The 17,227-nt window shown below is 63.1% G+C and carries 16 protein-coding genes; 10 read left to right on the top strand and 6 right to left on the bottom strand.

Going from position 1 to position 17,227, the window contains the following annotated elements:
* Nucleotides 1-83: 83 nt before the first annotated feature.
* Genes rph through hemW form a run of 4 tightly spaced genes read left to right on the top strand, consistent with a single transcriptional unit; the run spans nt 84 to nt 3,054 of the window.
* Nucleotides 84-800, top strand: coding sequence for a ribonuclease PH (gene rph / locus IE166_RS12770; RefSeq protein ID WP_189504399.1), 717 nt, complete (start codon nt 84-86; stop codon nt 798-800).
* A gap of 9 nt (nt 801-809) precedes the next feature.
* Nucleotides 810-1,223, top strand: coding sequence for a VOC family protein (locus IE166_RS12765; protein ID WP_189504397.1), 414 nt, complete (start codon nt 810-812; stop codon nt 1,221-1,223).
* Nucleotides 1,223-1,897: an RdgB/HAM1 family non-canonical purine NTP pyrophosphatase gene (gene rdgB / locus IE166_RS12760; RefSeq protein WP_189504395.1), complete on the top strand. Its 675-nt coding sequence runs from the start codon at nt 1,223-1,225 to the stop codon at nt 1,895-1,897. Before IE166_RS12765 ends, rdgB begins: the two co-directional genes overlap by 1 nt.
* On the top strand, nt 1,894-3,054 hold the full coding sequence (gene hemW / locus IE166_RS12755; RefSeq protein WP_189504393.1) for a radical SAM family heme chaperone HemW: 1,161 nt from the start codon (nt 1,894-1,896) through the stop codon (nt 3,052-3,054). Before rdgB ends, hemW begins: the two co-directional genes overlap by 4 nt.
* 5 nt (nt 3,055-3,059) lie before the next feature.
* Here hemW and IE166_RS12750 read toward each other — a convergent pair whose 3' ends face one another.
* Both IE166_RS12750 and IE166_RS12745 read right to left on the bottom strand, forming a co-directional pair.
* Nucleotides 3,060-3,236 carry a hypothetical protein gene (locus tag IE166_RS12750; protein WP_189504391.1) on the bottom strand — a complete coding sequence of 59 codons (177 nt, stop codon included), beginning with the start codon at nt 3,234-3,236 and terminating at the stop codon, nt 3,060-3,062.
* 106 nt (nt 3,237-3,342) lie between these two features.
* Nucleotides 3,343-4,548, bottom strand: coding sequence for a penicillin-binding protein activator (locus IE166_RS12745; protein WP_189504389.1), 1,206 nt, complete (start codon nt 4,546-4,548; stop codon nt 3,343-3,345).
* Between the two features lie 88 nt (nt 4,549-4,636).
* Between IE166_RS12745 and rsmI the strand changes: the two genes are divergently transcribed.
* Both rsmI and IE166_RS12735 read left to right on the top strand, forming a co-directional pair.
* The gene (rsmI, locus tag IE166_RS12740) at nt 4,637-5,563 is read left to right on the top strand and encodes a 16S rRNA (cytidine(1402)-2'-O)-methyltransferase (protein WP_385965735.1); all 927 of its coding nucleotides are present in this window, start codon (nt 4,637-4,639) and stop codon (nt 5,561-5,563) included.
* Entirely contained in the window at nt 5,560-5,934 is a 375-nt protein-coding gene (locus tag IE166_RS12735) for a YraN family protein (protein ID WP_189504387.1), read from the top strand. The genes rsmI and IE166_RS12735 overlap by 4 nt, the downstream gene beginning before the upstream one ends.
* Before the next feature lie 12 nt (nt 5,935-5,946).
* Here IE166_RS12735 and IE166_RS12730 read toward each other — a convergent pair whose 3' ends face one another.
* Nucleotides 5,947-7,320, bottom strand: a complete 1,374-nt coding sequence (locus IE166_RS12730; RefSeq protein WP_189504384.1) for a cytochrome P450 — start codon at nt 7,318-7,320, stop codon at nt 5,947-5,949.
* A 190-nt stretch (nt 7,321-7,510) separates the two neighbouring features.
* Between IE166_RS12730 and IE166_RS12725 the strand changes: the two genes are divergently transcribed.
* Complete coding sequence (locus tag IE166_RS12725) at nt 7,511-7,948, top strand: response regulator (protein WP_244641457.1); 438 nt, start codon at nt 7,511-7,513, stop codon at nt 7,946-7,948.
* Between the two features lie 102 nt (nt 7,949-8,050).
* On the opposite strand, the gene polA is transcribed toward IE166_RS12725, so the two are convergent.
* The gene (gene polA, locus IE166_RS12720; RefSeq protein ID WP_189504380.1) at nt 8,051-10,978 is read right to left on the bottom strand and encodes a DNA polymerase I; all 2,928 of its coding nucleotides are present in this window, start codon (nt 10,976-10,978) and stop codon (nt 8,051-8,053) included.
* An 80-nt stretch (nt 10,979-11,058) separates the two neighbouring features.
* Nucleotides 11,059-11,253, bottom strand: a complete 195-nt coding sequence (locus tag IE166_RS12715; RefSeq protein ID WP_189504378.1) for a hypothetical protein — start codon at nt 11,251-11,253, stop codon at nt 11,059-11,061.
* 386 nt (nt 11,254-11,639) lie between these two features.
* On the opposite strand from IE166_RS12715, the gene IE166_RS12710 reads away from it, so the two are divergent.
* On the top strand, nt 11,640-13,028 hold the full coding sequence (locus tag IE166_RS12710; protein WP_189504376.1) for a M20/M25/M40 family metallo-hydrolase: 1,389 nt from the start codon (nt 11,640-11,642) through the stop codon (nt 13,026-13,028).
* A complete protein-coding gene (locus IE166_RS12705) occupies nt 13,025-13,654 on the top strand; it encodes a ribonuclease D (RefSeq protein ID WP_189504374.1) in 630 nt (209 codons plus the stop codon). The genes IE166_RS12710 and IE166_RS12705 overlap by 4 nt, the downstream gene beginning before the upstream one ends.
* Nucleotides 13,655-13,660: 6 nt before the next feature.
* On the opposite strand, the gene IE166_RS12700 is transcribed toward IE166_RS12705, so the two are convergent.
* On the bottom strand, nt 13,661-14,782 hold the full coding sequence (locus IE166_RS12700; protein WP_244641456.1) for an acyltransferase family protein: 1,122 nt from the start codon (nt 14,780-14,782) through the stop codon (nt 13,661-13,663).
* A gap of 156 nt (nt 14,783-14,938) precedes the next feature.
* Between IE166_RS12700 and IE166_RS12695 the strand changes: the two genes are divergently transcribed.
* Nucleotides 14,939-17,146 (top strand): transglycosylase domain-containing protein, encoded by a 2,208-nt coding sequence (locus IE166_RS12695; RefSeq protein ID WP_189504372.1) that lies wholly within the window; start codon nt 14,939-14,941, stop codon nt 17,144-17,146.
* Nucleotides 17,147-17,227 lie beyond the last annotated feature (81 nt).

The raw sequence follows: 17,227 nt of genomic DNA, 5'->3' as shown, positions 1-17,227 counted from the left end.
AAGGCCGCCTTTTTCTTTGCAAGGCGGCGCTGGCACCGTTACAAGCCGGCAACTCAGTTCTCCAGTCATGACCGGACCTTTGCATGCGACCTTCCAAGCGCCAGCCCGATGAAATGCGCGCCATCTCTTTTGAGCGTGGCGTGTCCAAGCATGCGGAGGGCTCCTGCCTCGTCAAGTTCGGCGACACGCATGTGCTGTGCACGGCAAGCCTTGAAGAGCGCGTGCCAGGCTGGATGCGCAACACCGGCAAGGGCTGGGTGACGGCGGAGTATGGCATGCTGCCGCGTGCCACGGGTGACCGCATGCGCCGTGAAGCAGCGGCCGGCAAGCAGGGTGGCCGCACGCAGGAAATTCAGCGCCTGATCGGCCGTTCGCTGCGCTCGGTGGTGGATATGGCAGCCCTCGGCGAAGTGCAGATCACGGTGGATTGCGATGTTATCCAGGCCGATGGCGGCACGCGCACGGCGGCCATTACCGGCGGTTTCGTGGCGCTGCATCAGTGCCTGTCCTGGATGGAAGCGCGCAAGATGATCAGCGTCAACAAGGTGCTGAAGGATCATGTCGCGGCGATTTCTTGCGGCATCTATGAGGGCCAGCCGGTAATCGACCTCGATTACCTCGAAGACTCGGCTGCTCAGACCGACGCCAATTTCGTGATGACCGGCAAGGGCGGCATCGTCGAGATCCAGGGCACGGCCGAAGGAGCGCCTTTCTCGGAAGAAGAGTTCAGCGCGTTGATGGGCCTTGCCAAGACTGGCATCGCCCGCCTCGTCAGCCTGCAGCAGATGGCGATCGGCTGAGGCAGACCGATGCAGCCCGCCGCCATCCTGGAATCTGCTCTCTACGTCGATGATCTCGACGCGGCGGAAGCATTCTATACGGGTGTGCTCGGGCTGTCGGTGATCCGCAAGGTGGAAGGCCGCCACGTCTTTTTGCGCTGCGGGGAGGGCGTGCTGCTCCTTTTCAATCCGGATGCCACGATCGAGCCGCCGGCGCCCGACTCCCGCTTTCCCATACCGCCGCATGGCGCGAAGGGGCCGGGGCATCTCTGCTTCCGCGCTTCGGAAGCTGAGATCGACGCTTGGAAGGAGCGGCTGCGCCGAGCTGGCATCGCTATCGAAAGCGAGTTCGCCTGGCCGGAAGGCGGACGCTCGATTTATCTCCGCGATCCGGCGGGCAACTCGCTGGAATTCGCAAACCCGGAGATTTGGGGAGTTACCTGATGGCCGACACCTTGCGCCCGATCGGCAACCGCATCGTGGTGGCCAGCCACAATGCGGGCAAGCTGCGTGAATTTGCCGATCTCATCGCGCCCTTTGGTCTCGAAGCGAAATCGGCCGCCGATTACAACCTGCCCGAGCCGGATGAAACCGGCACGACCTTCGAGCAGAACGCCCTGATCAAGGCACTCGCTGCCGCCAAGGCTACCGGCCTGCCGGCGATGTCCGACGATTCCGGCCTGTGCGTCGATGCGCTGGGTGGCGAGCCCGGTGTTTACACCGCCAACTGGGCGGAAACCGAGGATGGAACGCGTGACTTCGGCCTGGCCATGCGCAAGGTCGAGGATCGGTTGCAGGCGGTGGACGCCAGCGATCCTGACAAGCGGACGGGCCGTTTCGTGGCCGTGATCTGCCTGGCTTTCCCCGATGGCGAAGCGGAATATTACCGGGGCGAAGCCGAAGGAAAGCTGATCTGGCCGCCGCGTGGTGATACCGGCTTCGGTTATGATCCGGTGTTCGTGCCGAATGGTTTCGAGCTCAGCTTCGGTGAAATGACCGCAGAGGAAAAGCACGGCTGGAAGCCGGGACAGGCCGATGCCTTGTCGCATCGTGCCCGCGCTTTCCAGAAATTTGCCCACGCCCGGCTGGGCGTTGTTCCAGTGGTCTCGGCTGAGTGAAGCGCGACGACGGCTCGCCGGGTTTCGGCGTTTACCTTCATTGGCCATTTTGCGCGGCCAAATGCCCGTATTGCGACTTCAACAGCCATGTCCGCCACCAGCCGGTGGACCAGGAACGCTTCGCCGAGGCATTTAGGCGCGAGATGGCCGGAATGCGCCAGCGCACCGGCCCGCGCGAAGTCACCTCGATCTTCCTAGGGGGCGGCACGCCCTCGCTGATGAAGCCGGAAACGGTGGGTGCCGTACTTGATGCGGTGGCCGCGAACTGGACTGTGCCGGACGGTATCGAGATCACGCTGGAAGCCAACCCCACCTCCGTTGAAGCCGAGCGGTTCCGGGGCTACCGCGCAGCGGGCGTCAATCGCGTCTCGCTCGGCGTTCAAGCTCTGAACAACACCGATCTGCGCTTCCTCGGCCGCATGCACAATGTCGCCGATGCGCTGGGCGCCATCGAACTGGCGCGCGAGATTTTTCCGCGCCTGTCTTTCGACCTGATCTATGCCCGGCCCAACCAGACGCTGGATGCCTGGGAAGCGGAGTTGCGCGAGGCGATCGGCTATGCCGCCGACCATCTATCGCTTTACCAGCTGACCATCGAAGAAGGCACGCCGTTCTATGCGCTGCATCGCGCCAAGAAGTTCGCCATCCCCGATCCCGATCACGCGGCCGATCTCTATGAACTGACGCAGGTGGTCACGGAGCAGGCTGGGCTTCCGGCCTATGAAGTCTCGAACCACGCCGTTCCAGGCGCTGAAAGCCGGCACAACCTGACCTACTGGCGCTATGGCGAATATGTCGGTGTCGGGCCGGGCGCCCATGGCCGCTTCGTGGAAGGCCGTCAGCGGATCGTCACCATTGCCGAGCGCCACCCTGAGAACTGGCTGGCCGCCGTCGAGCAGAACGGCACCGGCGTCACGTCAGGCGAGCAACTCACGCCCTGGGAAGAAGCCGACGAGCTTCTGCTGATGGGCCTGCGCCTGCGCGAAGGCATCGAAGTGCATCGCTATGAGGCGCTGGCCGGTCGCGGCTTCGAGCCGGAACGCCTCAGCTTCCTGCAAGGGCAAGGTCTGGTGGAATCGATCGGCAACAGCCGTCTGCGCGCCACGCCCGCCGGCATGAGCGTGCTGGATGCGCTGGTCGCCGATCTCGCGCAGTAGATCGATCAGGCTCGGTTGGTGGCTTCGCGCGAGGTCACCGCGGATTCATCGTCCGCACCATGCTCGACCTTGACACGGTCAATCCGGTCACCGGTCTTCTTGCGAACCGTCCACTTGGAAACATCCGTGTTCCGGCCAGCATAATAAGGCTCGAAACTGTTTTGAACCTGCAGCTTGCTCATGACACTCTCCCGACCCGCGTAAACGCTTAAAGCGCTTGCATGTTCCGCCTTCTTCTTGGGCAGACGGGAAATTTCTTAAGCAGCGTTATGGCGCAATGATGGCTGACTAGCTGCCGCTGAAGCTCCTTGGCGAAGGGTTGACGACGCGGGTCGCACCGCCGGCGCTGACTTCATAGATAGCGTAGCCGCGCTGTGTCGTACCATCCGGCTCGAAGCGGAACACACCGGCATAACCGGCATAGCCAGAGTCAGCCTCGATCACGCTGTTGGCGAAGGCCGCTGGGCCGAAGCGTTTGACCACGCTGCCGGCCATCACGACCGTGTCATAGGCAAGCGCTGCATTGGCCGTGGGTGCGGTTCCGAACTTGCCCTGGTAACGCGCCTTGAAAGCCGTCAGCCGCTGCTGGTCGCTATCGGCAAACCAAGCGCCTTGCAGTGCCGGATCGCTCAGGTTCGCCGTCGTCCATTGACCGGTGCCGAGCAGGCGCTTGCCCGTAAGATCGCCGCCATTGGAGCGCAATGCGCCGAGGATCGCCGTCGGCGTCGGCCCGCCTTCGGGAATGAGAATGCCGTCAGCCTGCATCAGAACCGGAACGGCAGCGGCCGCAGCCTGCTGGATCGACGCCTCGTTGCCGTCATAGCGCACTGAAGCCGCCATCACGCCGCCATTGGCCTGGATCGCCGCACGCGCCGCCTGTTCCGCGATGTCGCCGGCCGGACCGTTGGCGAAGAAGCCGAGAACCGAACGAACCCCGTTCTGCGAAGCGTAAGACACGGTGCGTGTCACCACGCCGCCGGGGAGGAAGGAGTTCAGGTAAACGCGCGAGCCCGCGACGTTGCGGTCGGAAGAAAAGGCAATCATCGTCTTGCCTGCCGGCCGCGTCACGCCGGCAGCTGCCGAAACATCAGCTGCAAAGATCGGGCCGAGCACCAGGGACGAGCCTTCCAGCACGGCTTCGCTGGCCGCTGCCTGCACGCGCGTCGCATCCCGGCCGGTGTCCTTGATCACCAGCTGCAGCGTGTTGGCGCCCACATCTTCCATCGCAAGCGCCGCCGCATTGCGGAACTCGCGCCCGACCTGCGCGCTCGTGCCCTCGGCAGACAGGGGCAGAAGAAGCGCGACGCGCACCGATCCCTGACCCAGCACCTCGCCATTGGCCTGCGGCAGCGCGCTTTGCGTTGGCACCTGAACATCGGCAGGCGCCTGCACCGCGGTCTGGCTCGGCAAACCCGCCGGGACATTGGTCTGGCAGGCGCTGAGCAGGCCGAGCCCGAAAAGCATTCCAAGTTGACGGAACAACAAACGCGTCACAACAATCCTTTCCGGCCTTGATGCCGGCTCTTAAAAATCGCGCGGGACTTTGCAAGCTTGCGCGCGCCGTGTCAAAGCTCGGGCTGAAATGACCCTGAAGGAACACGCCGTGCAGGACGAAGTGGAAGCGCCGAAGAGCTTCATGATCGGCCAGACCGCCATGCCGACCCGTCCGCTCGAGCCCGCGCTGTATATCGTGTCGACGCCGATCGGCAACCTTGGCGACATCACCTTGCGCGCGCTGGAAACTCTGGCTGCCGCCGACATCCTCGCCTGCGAAGACACCCGCGTTACGCGCGTGCTGCTGGACCGCTACGGCATCCGCCGCCGCGCTTTCGCGTATCACGAGCACAATGAAAGCGAGGCGACACCGCGCCTCGTTGAAGCGATTGCAAGCGGCAAGAGCGTCGCGCTTGTCAGCGATGCCGGCACGCCGCTGATCTCCGATCCCGGCTATCGCCTGGTCGGCGCGATGGCGGAAGCAGGCTTGCGCGTCGTCCCGATCCCCGGCGCATCGGCGGTCCTATCGGCCCTCGCAGTATCCGGCCTTGCCACGGATTCATTTTTTTTTGCCGGCTTCCTTTCGTCGAAAGATGGCGCAAAGCGCACCCGCTTGAACGAGGTGAAAGCCATCCCGGGCACGCTGATTTTCTATGAATCACCGCGCCGTCTCGCCGTCAGCTTGGCTGCTATGGCCGATGAACTCGGCGCCGACCGCCAATCAACCGTCTCACGCGAACTGACCAAGACCTTCGAGGAAGTAAGACGGGGAACGCTCGCCGAACTAGCCGCGCATTATGCAGAGGCCGACACACCAAAGGGCGAGATCGTCATCTGCGTCGCTCCGCCGATCGCGCCCGACACCCCGCAAGAAGCCGACGTCGACGCCCTGCTGCTTTCGCTTGCCGGGGAGATGTCGACGGCCAAAGCTGCCGGGGAAGCGGCCAAGCAAACCGGGCTTGCAAAGGGCGACCTCTATAAGCGCTTGCTGGCCCTGAAGGACGCGCAAGCTTGAAAACGCCGGCCAAGGCCAAGCTCAAGGCTTACAAGCGCGGCCATACCAGCGAAGGGCTGGCCGCTTTGGCGCTGATGCTGAAAGGCTACCGTATTGTCGCGCGCCGCTATCGCACCAAAGGCGGAGAGATCGACCTCATCGCTCGACGAGGTAACTTGGTGCTGATCGTTGAGGTCAAAGCGCGCGCAAACTTGTCTCAGGCCATGGACGCGATCAGCCCGTCGGCCCAGCGCCGCATCGAAGCCGCCGCCGATCTGTGGCTCGCCAGACAGCCGGACTACGCCCGCCTGTCCCTGCGCTTCGACATGGTGGCCGTGCTTCCCTGGCGCTGGCCGATCCATGTGCCGAACATCTACCAGGCACGGAACTAGCCGCGCCCACCGCTAACCCCGCTTCGTCACCGTCATCCACAACCCGCCTTCCGGCTGCGTCGTCAGCTTCTGCACCGGCCAGGGGTTGGTCTGCGCGGTCGTGTTGAACTGGTAGCGCGACATCAGCACGCCCAGTGCAATCGCTGCTTCCTGCATGGCAAAGCTCGCGCCGATACAGGTGCGCGGGCCGCCGCCGAACGGCAAATACTGGTAGCGGTCTATTCTGTCGCGGTTCTCGGGATGAAAGCGCTCCGGCATGAAGGCATCCGGCTGATCCCAGAACTTGCGGTGGCGATGCACGGTCCACGGCATCATCAGAACTTGCGTGCCCTTTTTGATCACGAGATCGCCGTAACGGTCGTCCTCGATCGGCTCGCGGTTGAGCGAGGGTGCCGGCGGATAAAGCCGCATCGCTTCCTCAAAGGCCGCGCGTGTCAGCGGCATCGCGTCCAACCAGTCGACCGGATCGGGCACCGTCGCCACCACCTGGTCAATCTCGGCCTCGATCTTCTCGCGCTCCCAAGGCGCATTGGCGAGGCAATACAGCGTCCAGCCGAGCGCGCGTGCCGTGGTCTCGTGGCCGGCACCGATAAAGGTGATGATATTGTCTTCGACCTCGCTGCGCGTCAGCCCGTCCGGACCTTCCGCGCGCAGAAGCAGGGTGAGAAAATCTTCCGGCACGTCGTCGGGCGTTCGCTGCATGCGCTTTCGTCTCAGATCCATCGTGTCTGCCACGATCTGGCGGAAATACGCCATCGCTTTGCGGCCGCGGATCTGCGTGAAACGTGGCAGCCATTTTGGCGCGCGCAGCAGATCCAGCGGATCGACGCGACCCATCGTTTCGAACAAGCGGTCGATCTGCGTTTCGAACGAACCCGGCTCACCGGCGATCTCGCCTGAAAACAGCGTTTCGGCCAGGATCTCGTAGGTCAGGGTGGTCATGTCGCGTGCGACATCCACCGGCGCGCTCTGTTCGGCATACTTCTCGGCAAAGTGGACCGAGCATTTCAGCATCGGCTGCGCGAAATTCTTGTTGTGACGCGGTGTGAACACCGGCGCCATGGCCTTGCGCGAGCGCTTCCATACCGCGCCTTCAGCCGTCAGCAGTCCGTCGCGCAGGATCGGCCGCAGGATGTTCTGGCGCACTGTCGCCATCTTGTAGTTCTTGGCATTGTCCACCAGCACATGGCGGATCAGACCGGGATCGTTGGCAATCAGGAGCGGCCCGCCGACGCCCGACACGCTGATCCAGGGCTCGTTGTAGGACGGCTCACCCCACAGTTCCAACGGGTTGCGGTACACGATGCCGATCATCTGCAAGGTCGACGGGGGCACGGTGCGCGGCTTCGGCGCTGGCGGCACGAAAGGAGAGGGCTTGGCATCCATGGAACGAACTCCGGTCATGCCGATGATATGGGCGCGACAAACCAGGTCCTCAATGCGTGAGGGACGGTTGCCTTTGCCGCAGCCGGCTTTACGCGGCGTCGCTCAAGCCTGTTGTTAAAAAAGTTTACGTATGCTGCAACCAAAGCCGAACTCCCGAGTTGGGGACCGTGCGATAGGGATGACGACCGAAATGGCATGCAAGGTACTTGTGGTTGAGGACGAGATTTTCGTCGCAATCGAGATCGAGCATGTCGTTGAAGAACTCGGTTACAAGCCTGTCGGTATCGCGGCTGATAGCGAAACAGCTCTCAAGCTGGCTGCCGAAGCCGAAGTCGCCCTTGTCGACCTGAATCTCCGTGATGGTGCGACCGGCCCCGAGATCGGCCGTGCACTGGCCGAAAAACACGGCATCACCGTTCTTTTCATGACTGCCAATCCGTCGCAGCTTGGCGAGGGTATTCCGGGCACGCTTGGCGTTTTGTCCAAGCCCTGTGCGGACGATGAACTGAAGCAGGCTATCGAATACGCAACCGCGTGCCATCGCAAGGCGCAGGCCCAGCCGCCGAAGCGGCTGCAGCTCTTCAGCTGCAACCAAAATTACGGCGCCCAGGCAGTGATGCAGGCCTAGAGCATTTCCGGCGAAAGAAGGATCGCCGAAAATGCTGCAGCTCTTTAGTTAGACGCAATTTTCCGGACGCAAAACCGCTTCTTACTTTTTTCTGGAATTGCTTTAGTGCGCCTCATCCCAGTTATGGGCTGCGCGCGCATCGACCTGTAGCGGCACAGATAGCGCGACGGCCGGCATTGCCGCGTCTTCCATCACCTTGCGGATGATGGGAATGGCCTTCTCGACATCCCCTTCGGCTGCTTCGAACACCAATTCGTCATGTACCTGCAGGAGCATGCGGACACCGCCCAGCCCTGCTGCTTCCAACGCACCATCCATTTTCACCATCGCACGGCGGATGATATCGGCCGCCGAACCCTGGATCGGCGCATTGATGGCCGCGCGCTCCGAGTTGGCGCGGATCGAGGGATTGGATGCGCGGATATCAGGATAATGTGCGCGGCGGCCGAAGATCGTCTCGACATAACCCTTGTCGCGGCAGAAGGCCTTCGTGGCGTCCATGTAGTCGCGGATGCCGGGGAAGCGCTCAAAATAGCGCTTGATGTAAGCGCCGGCTTCTTCCCGAGGGATCGACAGCTGGTTGGCCAGCCCAAAGGCCGAGATGCCATAGACGATGCCGAAATTGATCGCCTTGGCCCGGCTTCGCACATCGCGCGGCATGCCTTCCACCGGCACGCCGAACATTTCGGACGCAGTGATGGCATGAATGTCGTCCCCATTTGCGAAGGCCGCCTTCAACTGCGGAATATCCGCGACATGGGCGAGGATGCGCAGCTCGATCTGGCTGTAGTCGGCCGAGATCAGGCGGTTGCCCTCTTCGGCGATAAAGGCCGTGCGAATCTTGCGCCCTTCCGCCGTGCGGATGGGGATGTTCTGCAGGTTCGGCTCGGTCGACGACAAACGGCCGGTTGAGGTCGACGCCATCGAATAGGAGGTGTGCACGCGCCGCGTTTCGGGATGCACATAACCGGGCAGGGCGTCGGTATAGGTCGATTTCAGCTTGGTCAGCTGGCGCCAATCGACGATCTTGCGCGGCAGATCGTGCCCTTCAGCTGCCAGTTCTTCCAGCACCTGGGCAGAGGTCGACCACTGGCCGGTCTTGGTTTTGGCGCCGCCTGGAAGCCCAAGCTTGCCGAACAGGATGTCGCCAAGCTGCTTGGGCGAGCCGATGGTAAAACTCTCGCCGGCGGCCTTGTAGATCTCGTCTTCGAGACCGGCGGCCTTTTGCGCCAATTCGCCGGACAGGCGCGACAGCATCTGGCGGTCGATCGCGATGCCCCGGCTTTCCATCCGCGCCAGCGTGGAAACCAATGGGCGTTCGAGCCGCTCATAAATCGAAACGAGACCTTCCGCGACCAGTCGCGGCTTGAGGATCGACCACAGCCTCAAGGACAGATCGGCCTGCTCGCCGGCGGCCTGCGTCGCGCGTTCGAGTTCCAGCCGGTCGAAGCTGATGCCGGAGCGGCCCGAACCAAGCAGGTCCTTGACCGTCGTGGCGGCATGGCCGAGCCAGCGCTGCGCCAGCGCATCCAGCGTGTGGTTGCCAGAACCGGCATCGAGCACATAGGACATCAGCATGATGTCGTCGAAGGCTTCCAGCGCAATGTTGTGGCGCGACAGGAGAAGATATTCGGCCTTGAGATTATGGCCAACCTTCAGCACCGACGGATCGGACAAAAGCGGCCCGAGCGCCTCTAGTGCCGCCTCAAGCGAAAGTTGGCCATCCATCCGGCCCGAGCCGAGCAGATCACTGTCCTGCGCTTTGTGCCCGGCGGGGATGTAACCGGCCTGGCCGGCGCCAGTGCCGAGCGTGATGCCGGTAATCTCCGCCAGCATCGGGTCGATCGAGGTCATCTGCAGATCGAAGCCGACGACACCGGCCGCATAGGCTTCCGCGATCAGCGTATCGAGCCCGGCCTGGTCGCGGATGGTGCGATAGGCGGAAAGGTCGATCGTCTGCCCGGCGCCAGCCTGCGCTCGGCGTTCGGCAAGAGCAGCCGGCGTCTTTTGGCCCGAAGCTGCACCGGTGTCCGCTTTTGCGTTGGTCGATGCTGCGGCCGGCTTGGCGTCGAGGTCCGGCCCATGCGCGGTCTCAAAACCCTCCAGCGTCACCGTGCCGGCCGTGATCGCATTGGCGTCCGTGCCGGTGGTTTCCGCCACGCGGCGCGTCAGCGAGGTGAACTCCATGGCCTTGAGATAGGAGATCAGCATCGGACCGTTGACTGGCCGAAGCGTCAGTTCATCCAGCGTCTCGGGCAAGGGCGCATCATTGCGCAGCTTCACCAGTTCGCGTGAAACGCGGGCATTGTCGGCATTGGCGATGATGGTTTCGCGGCGCTTGTTCTGCTTGATCTCGGAAGCACGCGCCAGCAGCGTGTCGAGATCGCCGAACTCTTCCAGGAGCTGCGCTGCCGTTTTCGGTCCGATGCCCGGCACACCTGGCACGTTGTCGACGGAATCGCCGGTCAGCGCCTGCAGGTCGATCATCTTTTCAGGTGGTACGCCCCATTTCTCGATGACCTCGGCCACGCCGATCTGCTTGTCCTTCATCGGATCGTACATCTGCACGGACGCGCCGACCAGCTGCATCAGATCCTTGTCGGACGAGACGATCGTTGTGTCTGCGCCGGCCTCACAGGCCATCCGGCAATAGGTTGCGATGATGTCGTCGGCCTCGAAGCCTTCCATCTCGATGCAGGGCAGGTCGAAGGCGCGCGTCGCCTGACGGATCAGACCGAATTGCGGGATCAAATCGTCCGGCGGCGCGGAGCGGTTGGCCTTGTATTCGGAAAACAGCTCGTTGCGGAACGTCTTCGAGGAATAATCGAAAATGACGGCGAAATGCGTCGGCACGATGCCGACATCGGTATCGCGCGCATCGCGAACCAGCTTCCACAGCATGTTGCAGAAGCCGGATACCGCACCCACCGGCAGCCCGTCGGACTTGCGGGTAAGCGGCGGCAGCGCATGATAAGCGCGGAAGATGTAGCCGGAGCCGTCGACGAGAAAGAGATGATCGCCTTTTTTCATGGGCTAACGCCTACCGCCGGGCGCGAACCCTGTCCATCGCGAAGTCACGCCAGAACACCGGCAACCGATCCTGCCAAAGCCTATGAGCTGGAACCCTCGCCGAGGCGCGGGCCCTGGCTCTTGGCGCGATCGCTTTCGACATGCTCGACATCGAAAGGCTGCGCCGGCCCGGTCGGCATCACGCCCGGCGCCATCGGGCTCTTGTCGGGATCTTCGTCATCCACTGCAGGCCCGGTACGGCTCGGATCGGCTGGCTTCGCTTGTTCGGGTTTCATGGGTAAACTCCGCTTCGCTCAGCGGGTGAACGCGCGGCCGCGTTGTTGGTTCGCAAGCAGCTGCAAAGCAGTTCAACCGCTCTCATCATAAGTAACGACGACGTTACGAAGATGTAATCTTGCTGCCCTTGATTGGACACCTTGTGCATCACAAATACAGCGGGTCGGCACAACGTTGCCGGATCCGGCCAAGGCCCGTCCCCCGCCTCCAACCGGATTAAATGCGGTAGCCTCATCCCCCTCTCCGGGCTGCCGCATTCTGATACGGCCACCGTGGTTTCCCCCTCCACCACGGTGGCCGCTTCTTTGAGGCGATCTGCCACCTTTGCTTTGCGGGTTCGATCCACTAGGTTCGCCGCACTTTCCAAAAGCATCGGAGCCGTTTCTTGGCCACGCTCGCCCCCGTTCTCGATTCTCTCGACAGCAATTTCGACACCAGCCTCGATCGCCTGTTCGATCTCCTGCGCATCCAGTCGATCTCCACCGATCCGTCCTTTTCCGCCGAATGCCGCAAGGCCGCCGAATGGCTGGTGGCAGACCTCACCGCCATCGGCTTCGAGGCGAGTGTCCGCGACACGCCCGGCCATCCGATGGTCGTCGCTCATCATGACGGCCCGGCCGGCAGCCCGCACGTCCTGTTCTACGGCCATTACGACGTACAGCCGGTCGATCCGCTGAATTTGTGGGACCGTGATCCGTTTGATCCGGCGATTGATACGGACGAAACCGGCGTCAAGGTGATCCGCGCGCGCGGATCGTCCGATGACAAGGGGCAGATCATGACCTTCGTGGAAGCCTGCCGCGCCTATAAGGCAGCGCATGATCAGCTTCCCTGCCGCATCTCCATCCTGTTCGAGGGCGAGGAAGAAAGCGGCTCGCCGTCGCTGAAACCGTTCCTCGAAGAATACAAGCAAGAGCTCAAGGCCGACTTTGCCCTGGTTTGCGATACCGGCATGTGGGACCGCGAAACGCCGGCGATCTCGACCGGTCTTCGTGGTCTGGTTGGCGAAGAACTGACCATCCACGCCGCCAATCGCGACCTGCATTCCGGTTCTTACGGCGGTGCCGCTGCCAACCCGATCCGCGTTCTGGCGAAGATCTTCGCCGACATGCATGACGAGACCGGCCGCGTCACCATTCCCGGCTTTTATGACGGCGTGGAAGAAACCCCAACCGAGATCCTGAAGAGCTGGGAAAATCTCGGCGAGACGGCTGAAAGCATGTTGTCGCCGATTGGCCTGTCGCAGCCATCCGGTGAGCAGGGCCGTTCCGTGTTGGAGCTGGTTTGGGCGCGCCCAACCGCCGAGTTCAACGGCATCACCGGCGGCTATACCGGTCCCGGCTTCAAGACGGTGATTCCGGCGCAGGCGTCTTCCAAGGTGTCTTTCCGCCTCGTCCACAAGCAGGACCCGCAAAAGATCCGCGAGGCGTTCCACGCTTTCGTGGAAGAACGTCTGCCGGCCGATTGCCGTGCCGAATGGGGCAAGGAACATGGCGGCTCGCCGGCCATCCAGCTGTCTTACGACGCGCCCTTCCTGTCGAAGGCGCAGGCAGCACTTTCGGACGAATGGCCCAAGCCTGCCGTGATGATCGCCATGGGCGGCTCGATCCCCATCGTCGGCGACTTCCAGACCTATCTCGGCATGGAATCTTTGCTGGTCGGCTTCGGCCTTTCAGACGACCGCATCCATTCGCCGAACGAAAAATACGACGTCGAATCCTTCCGCAAGGGCCAGCGATCCTGGGCCCGTATCCTGGACGCGCTTGCCAAATGAACACCAAGCCCACCATCCGCTTCCACCAGGGCGACCTGCCGGATCTCGAGCACTACCAGGTCGACGCCGTTGCGATCGACACCGAGACGCTTGGCCTCAACCCGCATCGCGACCGCCTTTGCGTAGTGCAGATTTCGCCGGGCGACGGCACGGCCGATGTAATCCAGATCGCGGCCGGCCAGAAGCAAGCGCCCAACCTCGTGAAGCTGCTTGGCGATGCCGCCATCACCAAGCTGTTCCACTTCGGCCGCTTCGACCTCGCCGTGCTTTATCATGCCTTCGGTGTGATGCCGGAGCCGGTGTTCTGCACCAAGATCGCCTCGCGCCTGACCCGCACCTACACGGATCGGCATGGGCTCAAGGACATCTGCAACGAGCTGCTCGGCGTCGGCATTTCCAAGCAGCAGCAGTCGTCCGACTGGGGCGCGCCCGAACTGTCACCCGAACAGCTCGATTATGCCGCGTCGGACGTGCTTTACCTCCACCGCCTGCGCGATGTGCTGGCGGGACGGCTCGCGCGTGAAAACCGGACGGGTGAGGCCGCGGCCTGCTTCCAGTTCCTTCCCGTCCGCGCCAAGCTCGATCTGATGGGCTGGGAAGAGCAGGACATCTTCTCCCACTCCTGAGCGAGCTTATTCCGCCACAGCGATCGGGCGCTCCGCCTTTGCGGAGGTGTGCTCGATCGAAGCCCAGGCCGGCCGCTTGAACAGCCAGCGGCCGAAGCCGCTCCACTGCACAAGCAGATACAGGATCACCGGGCCAAGGACGCCGGCTGCGGTGACCAGCACGCCCATCGTGCCGACATCGCCGATAACGCCGAGCTTCAACAGCACGGCCCGCGTTGTCGCCATCGGCAGGAAGAAGGCGAGATAAACCACGATCGAGTGGGCGCCGAGCCAGGTCAGCCAGCGCATCACCGCCAGCCGCGACAACAGCGTACCCACCGCCGCCACGGCACAGGCACCCAGGAAGCCAAGGATCAAGCTCACCACCGGCAGTTCGGCCACCCCGCCGATCGCACCGGTATGCCCGATCTCATGCGCCACGAGCGGATAAAGGCGAGCCGGCACCGGTGTGAAAACAAGCACGGCTTCCATTCCCGCCCAGACCGCTAGGAAGCCCAGCACCGTGGCCGGCTTTGCCCGCACCTTGTCGGCCAGCGCAAAGATCCACGGCGCCAGCGCATAGCCGGCATAGAAATACACGAAGCGCGAGCAGAACTCGTCCAGCACCAGCCAGCCCGTATAGATCGGCAGGATTTCGAGCACTGCCGCGGCGAGCAGCACGATCGCCACCGGCACGCCCTTCAGCAAGCGCGCGACCACGAAGAAGATCGGCAGCACATAGATGAACCACAGCGTGCCGAAGGGCTGCACGAAGGACAGGAGGAAGTTGGTTAGCGCGGAACCCGCGCCTTCTTCCATCGCCATGCCCGGCGCCTTGAAGGCAAACTGAATCGCGAGCCACAGCACGTAGAAATAGGCGAAGTGCACGACCTTGCGGTCGAGATAACGCCGCCACGGCCGGTCGATGGTGAGGCTGAGAAACAGCCCTGAAATCATGAAGAAGTCGGGCATGCGGAAAGGCCGTGCCCAGGTTACGACGTGATGCATCCAGCCTTGCTCGCCGGCCGCCAGTTCCACGCCCAGCACCGCATGCACCATCACCACGAAGATGATGCACAGGCCCTTTGCCGTATCGACCCAGTCGACCCGCTCCGTCCCCGTAGCCGCCATTTCCAGCGCTTCCTCCATGACAGCTTCCTGCTTAAGCGAAGGCCCTGAAGGGGCGATTAAGGGGCAGCCCGCGCCAGGCCTCACATCGCGGGAGGGTTAACCGCCCCTAAAGGCGCCGCATTTACCCTGCAGCGACGCCGTTGAGCACGGCAAGGACTTTGGGGGCGTGTAGGCATGGCGGCAAAACGTGGGGGCGGCAAACGGATCGAACCGAGCTTTGGCGCGCCGTCTAGCGGTGACGGGCTGTCGGTGAGTTCGGATGACCGCATCGTCCGTCCTGCCAAAGCCAAAGCCAGAGGAGCCAAGAATGCGGCCGAGCCGCGCGGGAAATCCGCACGCGGTGCGAAACGTCGTCGCGGCGGCCTCGGCCTGTTTGGCCGCGCCATCTATTGGGGCCTCGTTCTGTGCCTGTGGGGCGGCATCGCCGGTGTCGGCCTCATGGCCTATTATGCCGCGCGCATGCCCAGCGCCACGACCTGGGAAATCCCGGACCGTCCGCCCAATGTGAAGATCGTTGCCGTGGATGGCATGCTGATCGCCAATCGCGGCGCCACCGGCGGCGAGGCGGTCAGTCTTAGCCGAATGTCGCCCTATATTCCGCAAGCGGTGGTGGCGATCGAGGATCGACGTTTCTACCAGCATTTCGGCGTCGATCCGCTGGGTCTGGGACGCGCGGTGTTCCAGAACCTCGTGCGCGGCCGGGTCGCGCAAGGCGGCTCCACGCTGACGCAGCAGCTCGCCAAGAACCTGTTCCTCAAGCCCGAGCGCACGTTGGAGCGCAAGGTGCAGGAAGTCATGCTGGCCCTTTGGCTGGAGCATGAACACACCAAGGACGAGATCCTCGAAATGTATCTCAACCGGGTCTATTTCGGCTCCGGTTCCTATGGCGTGGAAGCCGCGTCGCGTCGATATTTCGGCGTGTCGGCAAAGGATGTGAGCCTTTCGCAGGCAGCCTTGCTCGCCGGCCTGCTGAAAGCGCCGTCGCGTTTGTCGCCGGCGCGTGATCCGCAAGCGGCCGAAGACCGTGCCCAGGTCGTGCTCACCGCCATGCGCGATCAGGGCGTCATTGCCGACAAGGAACTGGCCACCGCCATAAGCACGCCGGCCGCGCGCGCTGCCTCTTATTGGACCGGCTCGGAAAACTACGTCGCCGACCGCGTCATGGATGCGCTGCCCGAACTGGTCGGCGAAGTGAACAGCGACATCGTGGTGGAAACCACGATCGACCAGACGCTGCAGCATTTCGCCGAACTCTCGATCCGCACGCTGATCGATGAGAACGGCGCCAAGAACAAGGTCAGCCAGGGCGCGCTGGTGTCGATCGACAATTCCGGCGCGATCCGCGCCATGGTCGGCGGCCGCGATTATGCCACGAGCCAGTTCGACCGCGCCTCCGCCGCACGGCGTCAACCCGGTTCGGCCTTCAAGCCCTTCGTTTATCAGGCCGCTCTGGAACAGGGTGCCCGGCCGGATTCCGTGCGCAACGATGCGCCGATCACGATCGGTAAATGGAAGCCGGAAAACTATGACGGCAAGTATTTCGGCCGCGTCACGCTCACCGAAGCCCTGTCGAAGTCGCTGAATTCGGTAGCCGCGCAGCTCGCCCGTGAAGCTGGCGTCGACAATGTCATCGAAGTCGCGCACCGCATGGGCATCAACTCCAAGCTCGACCGCAACGCCTCCATCGCGCTCGGCACGTCAGACGTCACGCCGCTCGAACTGACGGCGGCTTACGTTCCCTATGCCAATGGCGGCTTCAAGGCCGACCTTCATGTCGTCAAGCGCATCACCACGCCCAAGGGCGAGGTGCTCTACGACTTCCGCGCCACCGACACGCCGCGTGTGGTGCGCGCCGATATCGTCGGCATGATGAATTCCATGATGTCGCGCACCATCGAAGCCGGCACCGGCAAGCGCGCAGGCTTCGGCTGGCCGGCCGCGGGTAAGACCGGCACGACGCAGAACTCGCGTGACGCCTGGTTCGTCGGCTACACCGCCAATCTCACCACGGGCGTGTGGTTCGGCAATGACAACGGGTCGCCGATGAAGAACGCGACCGGCGGCTCGCTGGCCACCATAGCCTGGCACGACTTCATGGCCGCAGCCCACGAAGGCCTGCAGCCGGTCAAGCTGCCGGGCGTCGAGTTCTACCGTGCCCAGCCGCAGCTTGATGCCATCATCAGCTCGTCCGAGGACCCGGCCGCGCCTGAACAACAGCAACCGGCTTTGCCGATGCCGCCATCGCAGCCGGCCACTCAGCCCGTCAGCGTGCGGGCCGACGATCAGGAAAACCCGGCAACCGGTGCGATCCGTCGGCCGCAGGCAGAGGTGGGCGGAACGGCTTCCAGCAAGAGCATCCTGTCGATCATTCTCGGCAAGTGAGGTCTGCGACGAAGGTTCATGCGGAAGCCGCACTGCGCCATCTCGCAATACGATCAGTCATTCGCTACATAGCGCCTGCTG

The sequence above is a fragment of the Tianweitania populi genome (genome assembly GCF_014652875.1).
Taxonomy (GTDB): domain Bacteria; phylum Pseudomonadota; class Alphaproteobacteria; order Rhizobiales; family Rhizobiaceae; genus Tianweitania; species Tianweitania populi.
Note: the sequence above shows the minus strand (reverse complement) of the source record. Positions and strands in the feature narration are given on the sequence as shown.

Excerpts from the sequence above, each read along its gene's own strand:
- polA (WP_189504380.1), bottom strand. The coding sequence starts at position 10,978 with ATGAAAAAAGGCGATCATCTCTTTCTCGTCGACGGCTCCGGCTACATC.
- IE166_RS12705 (WP_189504374.1), top strand. The coding sequence starts at position 13,025 with ATGAACACCAAGCCCACCATCCGCTTCCACCAGGGCGACCTGCCGGAT.
- IE166_RS12750 (WP_189504391.1), bottom strand. The coding sequence starts at position 3,236 with ATGAGCAAGCTGCAGGTTCAAAACAGTTTCGAGCCTTATTATGCTGGC.
- rsmI (WP_385965735.1), top strand. The coding sequence starts at position 4,637 with ATGACCCTGAAGGAACACGCCGTGCAGGACGAAGTGGAAGCGCCGAAG.
- rph (WP_189504399.1), top strand. The coding sequence starts at position 84 with ATGCGACCTTCCAAGCGCCAGCCCGATGAAATGCGCGCCATCTCTTTT.
- IE166_RS12725 (WP_244641457.1), top strand. The coding sequence starts at position 7,511 with ATGGCATGCAAGGTACTTGTGGTTGAGGACGAGATTTTCGTCGCAATC.
- IE166_RS12765 (WP_189504397.1), top strand. The coding sequence starts at position 810 with ATGCAGCCCGCCGCCATCCTGGAATCTGCTCTCTACGTCGATGATCTC.
- IE166_RS12715 (WP_189504378.1), bottom strand. The coding sequence starts at position 11,253 with ATGAAACCCGAACAAGCGAAGCCAGCCGATCCGAGCCGTACCGGGCCT.
- IE166_RS12730 (WP_189504384.1), bottom strand. The coding sequence starts at position 7,320 with ATGGATGCCAAGCCCTCTCCTTTCGTGCCGCCAGCGCCGAAGCCGCGC.
- IE166_RS12695 (WP_189504372.1), top strand. The coding sequence starts at position 14,939 with ATGGCGGCAAAACGTGGGGGCGGCAAACGGATCGAACCGAGCTTTGGC.
- rdgB (WP_189504395.1), top strand. The coding sequence starts at position 1,223 with ATGGCCGACACCTTGCGCCCGATCGGCAACCGCATCGTGGTGGCCAGC.
- IE166_RS12700 (WP_244641456.1), bottom strand. The coding sequence starts at position 14,782 with ATGGAGGAAGCGCTGGAAATGGCGGCTACGGGGACGGAGCGGGTCGAC.